This is a genomic window from uncultured Cyclobacterium sp. (assembly GCF_963976465.1).
Taxonomy (GTDB): domain Bacteria; phylum Bacteroidota; class Bacteroidia; order Cytophagales; family Cyclobacteriaceae; genus Cyclobacterium.
Genome location: NZ_CAXBOC010000337.1, coordinates 1 through 6,611 on the forward strand (window position 1 = coordinate 1; position 6,611 = coordinate 6,611).

Sequence of the window (6,611 nt, forward strand, 5' to 3'; positions counted from 1 at the left end):
AGCATGCATAACAAAGTTAGTAAAGTTTTTCATTTCCCACAAGGGTTGTTTGAGGTCAGCAGTATGGGTACATTATACACAAAAATTTTCTGCAAAACCCAAACCATTCTACGCACTAAAGTTGGCACAATAAATGCATTAAAACCTCAATAACCTTTGGATTATGAGACGTGAAATTATTGCAGGGCTGGGAGTTGGTACATTGTTCATTTTATTCATATTCTCCATACTATTTAAATTTCAATGGAATAGCCATGAAATATTTAGGAACAACAAAGACAACCATCCAATTGAATCCTCCGTATACAGTACAACAAGCAGTTTATATGCAGATTCTGTAAATATTGCTGTGGCCGATTTACCCCTGAATATCCAAAGGGTTATTCAGACTGACAGTTTAATTAACGATCTAGAAATACGAACAGTAACAAAAATCTCACAAAACGATGATGATTTCTACGATGTATGTTTTAAAGATGCCGATTATTTTAATATAATGGTGCTCTATGACGAAAATGGAATCATTGTTTCACAATAAAAATATAAAAACAGCTAAGCCAACGGTTACCTGAAAGCACTGATTGTGAAATCGGTGCTTTTCCTTTATATTTAAAATCTAATGCGTATTAATTATATATGTCAAAAATTCTTTTAATTGAGGATGACCTTACCTACTCTAAAATTATTAGCAAATTTTTAGAGAAAAATGGATATGAGGTAATGAATAGCACCAAAGTGTCGGAAGGCCTGAGCTATTTTGAAAAGCATCAAGTTGATTTAATCATTACTGATTACCGCTTACCTGATGGGACCGGTATGGAAATTCTTGATCAGGTGCTCAATGAACAACCGGAATTCCCCGTCATTTTGATTACCAATTATTCTGACATTAGAACGGCAGTCAAGTCCATGAAAATGGGCGCTTTTGAGTACATCACCAAACCCATTCAACCGGACGAATTACTCCTCACTGTACAACAAGCTCTAAAGAAGGAAAACAAGCAGCGGAAACCTTCCCTACAAGTAAATAAAAATGAACAGTCTGCAAATAAACTTTCTGAACTGGATTACCAAATTGGAAAAAGTAAAGAAGCCTTGCAAATTGAAGAACATATTGGCCTGGTGGCCCCCACCGATCTAAGCATTATCGTATTGGGAGAAAGTGGTACAGGTAAAGAATACATCTCCAAGCGGGTACACCAACAATCCAAACGATCTAAAGGTCCTTTTGTGGCTGTGGACTGCGGAGCCTTGTCTAAAGAACTTGCCGGAAGTGAACTATTTGGGCACGTTAAAGGGGCTTTTACCGGAGCCATAGACCATAAAACAGGACATTTTGAGAATGCAAATGGGGGAACAATCTTCTTAGATGAAATCGGGAATTTAAGTTATGAAATTCAAATCAAGCTTCTCAGAGCCATACAAGAGCGTAAGATCAGAAAGATCGGTGCCAATAAAGACATCTCCGTGGATGTTAGAATAATTGCTGCAACAAATGAAGATTTACAAGACCTCTCTAGGCAAGGGTTATTTAGAGAAGACCTTTTCCATCGGTTAAATGAATTTAGCTTAAGGGCCCAACCGTTGAGAGAAAGGCGGGAAGACTTAATGTTTTTTTCCAATCTATTTTTGTTAAAAAGCAATGCCACACTTGAAAAAAATGTCTCAGGTTTTAGTCCGGAGGTGGTCAAGATCTTCGAAGAATACCACTGGCCGGGAAATTTGCGTGAACTAAAAAACATTATCAGGCGAGCAGTATTGCTAACCGGAGAAGGCCAAATTCAATCCAAAGTAATCCCTTCTGAGCTCCTGGATCACGAACCTTTTCAGCCCGTAGACATTAGCTCTGCCAAGGATCTAAAAACCTCCTTTGAGGATCAAGAAAAATCACTTATCATAAAAACGTTGGAGGAAATGCGATTTAACAAGTCCAAAACCGCAAAAGTATTGAATATGGACAGGAAAACACTGTACAATAAACTTGAAAAATACGGTCTGGATTAATCCACCATTTCGTAGCCGAATTTTAAGGCTAAATCTTCCAATAGGGTGTTGATTTTCTCCGTCAAAGTCCACACTTTTTCTTGAATGTCTTGGGTGTTATTCCTTTTCAGATCAATCTCAATTTCTTTTGCGAGATCTTTGTATTTGAATTGTAATTGCCCCAACCGACTGGAAAGCTGGTGTGCAATGGACTGTATGGTTTCATAATCTTCTTCATCGCAGGCTTTATTCATCATGATTAAATCCAAGCCAGTTTGAGTATAAAAACCCTCTACGACCTCCTTAAACAATGCTTCATCTCCCATGCAAAATTTCCTGATATCAATTAAGCTGTAATCAGAGGCAGGCTCACTGCCCTCATCTTCATTGGCCAGGTAGCGACTTAATTTTTCAGGTGATGCAAGAAGCAGCACTTCTTCTTTGTGAGGCTTAACAAATTCCACAATGATTTGAACAAGTTCTGCTTCATTAAACGGTTTCAATAATACACCATCGAAACCTTCATTGATCATGCTTTCTCTATCTTTTGTAAAAACATTCGCAGTCATGGCCACAATTGGCACCTTTTGGTATTTCTCTTTTGACCTTAAAGACTTAAAAACCTGATAACCATCTATTTCAGGCATTTGAATATCCAGCAAAACCAGATCAAAATCTTCCTCCACAAAATTATTCATAAATTCAATTCCTCCGGAATAGGCAACAACTTCCGCCCCCAGGCCACTAAACAACAGGTCTGTGAATTTCAACCCCATTTCATCATCGTCCACTAATAGCACCTTCAAATTTCCCACAACATTGGCGTCCACTTCAGGAATAGCACTTTCCTCTTTCTTGTCTAGAAGGGTTGCCGGTATTGAAACAGTGATCTTGGTTCCTTCTCCGGTCTTGCTTGCTACAGCTATATTTCCCTCCTGTAGATCTACAAGTTTTTTAATAATTGCCAGACCTAAACCCGTACCACCATATTTTCTGGAAATGGTTCCATCTCCCTGGCTGAATTCTTTAAACAAATTGGCTTGAAGGCTTTCATCCATTCCCATACCTGTATCTGAAACTTCAAGCACCAAATTATCCGCAGTATCCATGAAAACCCTAACCGAAACTTTCCCTTTTTCGGTAAATTTCACTGCATTGGATAGCAGGTTATTCATGATCTGATTGATTCTTAAATCATCTCCCAAAAGGTATTTATTTTTTGGTAGCAATACCGAAAACTCCAATGAAAGTCCATTGTCAATAGCTTTTTGCTTGAAAAAGGAATGTATGTCTTTAAAAAATGAATCGGGATCAATGATCGCTTTTTCGATTTTTATTTTACCCGCTTCCAGCTTCGAAAAGTCGAGAATATCGTTAACAATCCCCAAGAGCGTTCCTGAAGCAAATTGTATCATTCTCACATATTCAGTCTGAGCTTCACCCAGATTGGTTTTTAGCAAAGCTTCATTATAACCTTGAATTACATGAAGGGGATTCCGTATTTCATGGCTCATGCTGGCTAAGAAATCTTGCTTGGTTTTGGCCAGGTTGTCTGACCTTCTTTTGGCCTCAGCTAGTTTTTCCTGATAAGCTTCTGCCTTTTTAATTTCTCGAATAATACTATAAATAAAACCCGAAGAACCAACTACCCCAACAGCTATCAAAACGCCAAGTAAAATTGAAAGTTTGTAGGTCAATTCATATGCTGAATCATTTTCAGCCTTAGACCTTAAAAGTGATTCATTTTGCAAAGAAGTGACCACGCTTTGAATATTCATGATCAACTCCCTGTTTTTTTCATTGAGCTCTTGTTCCAACTCACTTAGCCTGGACCGAAGATACTGTTCTTCGTTATTGATATCCAATACCATTTGCCTGACAGTATAAATGATGGAATCTGAATTTACAGGCATGTCATCGTCTACAGGGTTCAAGCGGTTAAGGTTAAGCCTTAATGTGCCCTTGATCTTATCCATGTCTTCTTTTCCGTCTCCGGCTAAGGTCCCTGAAGAAGTTACATCTTTGTTTATTGATTTGGGTGATTTATCTGCGCTTTGATTTTGGTCTTTGAGCGCTGAAGGGTCAATTCCAATCCTTATTTTCCCTAAATTCTGTAGTCTACTTAGCTCTTCTTTCCTTTTAATTTTTCTTTCAATATTGTATAAGGCCTCATTGCTAAAATTCCTGTTATAAAGACTCTTCTTTACATCTTCCAGACCTTTATAAACCACCATCAACTCATTGACACTATAGCTAATCCCTTTCAGTTTTTTTAATTCTGTAGAATCCGAAACAATGGCTTCAAGTTTTTTTATCTCATTTTGTATCTGATTGTAATAATCTAGATTATGGCTGGTATCCTCTTCCACAAACACACTTCTAGACTTGTCCAGTTGGTAGATATCTGCCAAAAGTTGATTGAGGTTTCTCAGTTTTTCGTTAGGCTCGGAAAGGGATTCGACAGAGGCCAATAGTTTGGTCACGCTAAAATAGGTTATTGCCCCTACCCCCACTATTAAACAAATCCCCAAGAAAAAACCGAGGATTACCATTATTCTTGCATTGAATCTCATAATCAAGGTTGGTTTTTAAACCTGAAATATACAATAGACCTCCTATTACAAACTGAAATCATCTCAAAATCAGCCTATTCGTTTCTGTTTTCGATTTTTCCATAGCCATGCTAAGCTAAAATCTCTTGAGAGCCTATTTCTTTTGATTGCAATCCTACCTGATAAAGCTCAGGAAACCCTATTACATATTCCAGATAAAATGAATTCATAGCAACAATTCAGTTCTATTGAATAATTTACACTTAAATGCAAAGTACGCCTTTAAACCTTTGAAAATGAAGGGCTTTTTAAAAAAGTTGGCGATTAACCTTAAAAAAAACCTATTTGGTGTTAAAACCCTATTCTTCGTCAATGGGAAGACCAAGATTTAAGCTTTCGAAAACATGATAAATGGCATAGTAGGTTAAAGGTATGGTAACCACCAACCCGATTCCAAATAGCAGCCCACCAATTAAATTCATCAGCGCCAAAACCAAACCAAAAAGGAAAAATTTAGTCCATTTTTTGTGAATAATTTTTCTGCTGTATTCCAACGAATTCCAAAAATCCATTCCTGAAAAGATGGTGATCAATATGCTAAACATATACCCGACCATAAGGTAGATACCTGGAAGAATCAAAGCAAAAATACCTAGAACGGTGATAACTTGACCGACTATCCAAACCAAAACCACTGGCAAGTAATAATTGAAACCTTTAAAGAAATCGGGATAAATTACCTGCTCTCCATGGCTGATTTTATTCGCTACCAAATAAAAACCCGCGAATAGAGGTCCTGCAAGAAAAAATGAATACACGAATAGAAAGTTCTCCGCGTAATACATAAACAAAAACTGAAGAGAAACGATCAAAAGGGTAAAGGAGATAGAATAAATGGCCACTTTTTTATAAGTTTCCCAGCCACTTTCTATGGCTTCCCTGATATCAAAATCAAAATCTCCTTCTAAGATCAGGTCCAAATGTTTTTTGTCCATAATTAGTCTGCTATTCTATTTCTCTGCTTGGAATATTATTTTGTAATTGCTGCCAAAATATCGTGTTTGGTTACGATATGAACCCGATGATTATCGTCCCGTACCAAAACTGCTTTTTCTCTCTCTACCATAGAGGACAATACATCTAAAGTGCTGTCCAAGGCAACAAATTGCATGGAATCTTCCATTACCTCGGAAACGTTGGCATCTTTCAGTTCAGGATTCTCAATGATTTTAAGCAATAGCTTATTGTCAGTAAGGCTTCCTATGACATGTTCCCCTTCCATCACAGGGATTTGGGAAACACTTTTATCGTTCATAATGGCAATGGCCTCCTTGATCTTAGTGGTTTTATTCACTACTACCAATTGATAGCCATCCTTCCTTGATAAAACGATATCCCTTGCGGTGCCGTAGGCCTTATCTTCCAGAAATCCGTGGTTTCGCATCCAATCATCATTGTAAACTTTACCTAGATAACGGGTCCCATGATCAGGAAGTAAAATTACCATTCGATCTCCTTTTTTGAGATTTTCTTTGGCATATTCCAAAGCACCATGTACTGCCGATCCACAAGACCAACCCACGAAAAGACCCTCTTCTTTGGCCAACCTCCGGGTCATGACTGCCGCATCCTTATCGGTAACTTTAATAAAATGGTCAATCACTGAAAAGTTGACGTTTTTCGGCAAAATATCCTCTCCTATCCCTTCAGTAAGGTAAGGGTAGACTTCATTTTCGTCAAACTCTCCTGTTTCCTTGTATTTTTTAAAAACCGAGCCATAGGTATCAATACCCACAGCTATTAGGTTTTCTGATTGTTCTTTTAAAAACTTTGCCGTCCCTGACATAGACCCCCCAGTACCTACTCCTGCGGCAAAATGAGTGATTTCACCTGCTGTGTCTCTCCAAATCTCAGGGCCTGTGGTTTCATAATGCGCTTTCCAATTGGAAGGGTTATCGTATTGGTTGGGATAAAAAGAATTGGGAATGTCTTTATTTAGTTTTTGGGCTACCGCATAATAGGACCTTGGGTCGTCAGGAGCTACATTGGTAGGACAGACGATAACCTCAGCTCCTA

5 protein-coding genes are annotated in these 6,611 nt (G+C 38.0%); 2 read left to right on the forward strand and 3 right to left on the reverse strand.

Features of this window, described 5'->3' with window-relative positions; genetic code table 11:
- The first annotated feature begins 163 nt into the window (after positions 1 to 163).
- Positions 164 to 538, forward strand: a complete 375-nt coding sequence (locus AAC037_RS17145; RefSeq protein WP_339904272.1) for a hypothetical protein — start codon at positions 164 to 166, stop codon at positions 536 to 538.
- Positions 539 to 636: 98 nt separating this feature from the next.
- Positions 637 to 2,004: a sigma-54 dependent transcriptional regulator gene (locus tag AAC037_RS17150; protein WP_339904274.1), complete on the forward strand. Its 1,368-nt coding sequence runs from the start codon at positions 637 to 639 to the stop codon at positions 2,002 to 2,004.
- Here AAC037_RS17150 and AAC037_RS17155 read toward each other — a convergent pair.
- The 3 genes from AAC037_RS17155 to AAC037_RS17165 all read right to left on the reverse strand — a co-directional run.
- Complete coding sequence (locus AAC037_RS17155; protein ID WP_339904276.1) at positions 2,001 to 4,556, reverse strand: ATP-binding protein; 2,556 nt, start codon at positions 4,554 to 4,556, stop codon at positions 2,001 to 2,003. The genes AAC037_RS17150 and AAC037_RS17155 overlap by 4 nt on opposite strands.
- 338 nt (positions 4,557 to 4,894) lie before the next feature.
- Positions 4,895 to 5,530 (reverse strand): hypothetical protein, encoded by a 636-nt coding sequence (locus AAC037_RS17160; RefSeq protein ID WP_339904278.1) that lies wholly within the window; start codon positions 5,528 to 5,530, stop codon positions 4,895 to 4,897.
- Positions 5,531 to 5,565: 35 nt separating this feature from the next.
- A partial coding sequence (locus AAC037_RS17165) for a pyridoxal-phosphate dependent enzyme (RefSeq protein ID WP_339904279.1) occupies positions 5,566 to 6,611 on the reverse strand: 1,046 nt, incomplete at its 5' end.

What these genes read in the sequence shown, in the direction of transcription:
- AAC037_RS17145 (WP_339904272.1), top strand. Translation starts at nt 164, where the DNA reads ATGAGACGTGAAATTATTGCAGGGCTGGGAGTTGGTACATTGTTCATT.
- AAC037_RS17150 (WP_339904274.1), top strand. Translation starts at nt 637, where the DNA reads ATGTCAAAAATTCTTTTAATTGAGGATGACCTTACCTACTCTAAAATT.
- AAC037_RS17155 (WP_339904276.1), bottom strand. Translation starts at nt 4,556, where the DNA reads ATGAGATTCAATGCAAGAATAATGGTAATCCTCGGTTTTTTCTTGGGG.
- AAC037_RS17160 (WP_339904278.1), bottom strand. Translation starts at nt 5,530, where the DNA reads ATGGACAAAAAACATTTGGACCTGATCTTAGAAGGAGATTTTGATTTT.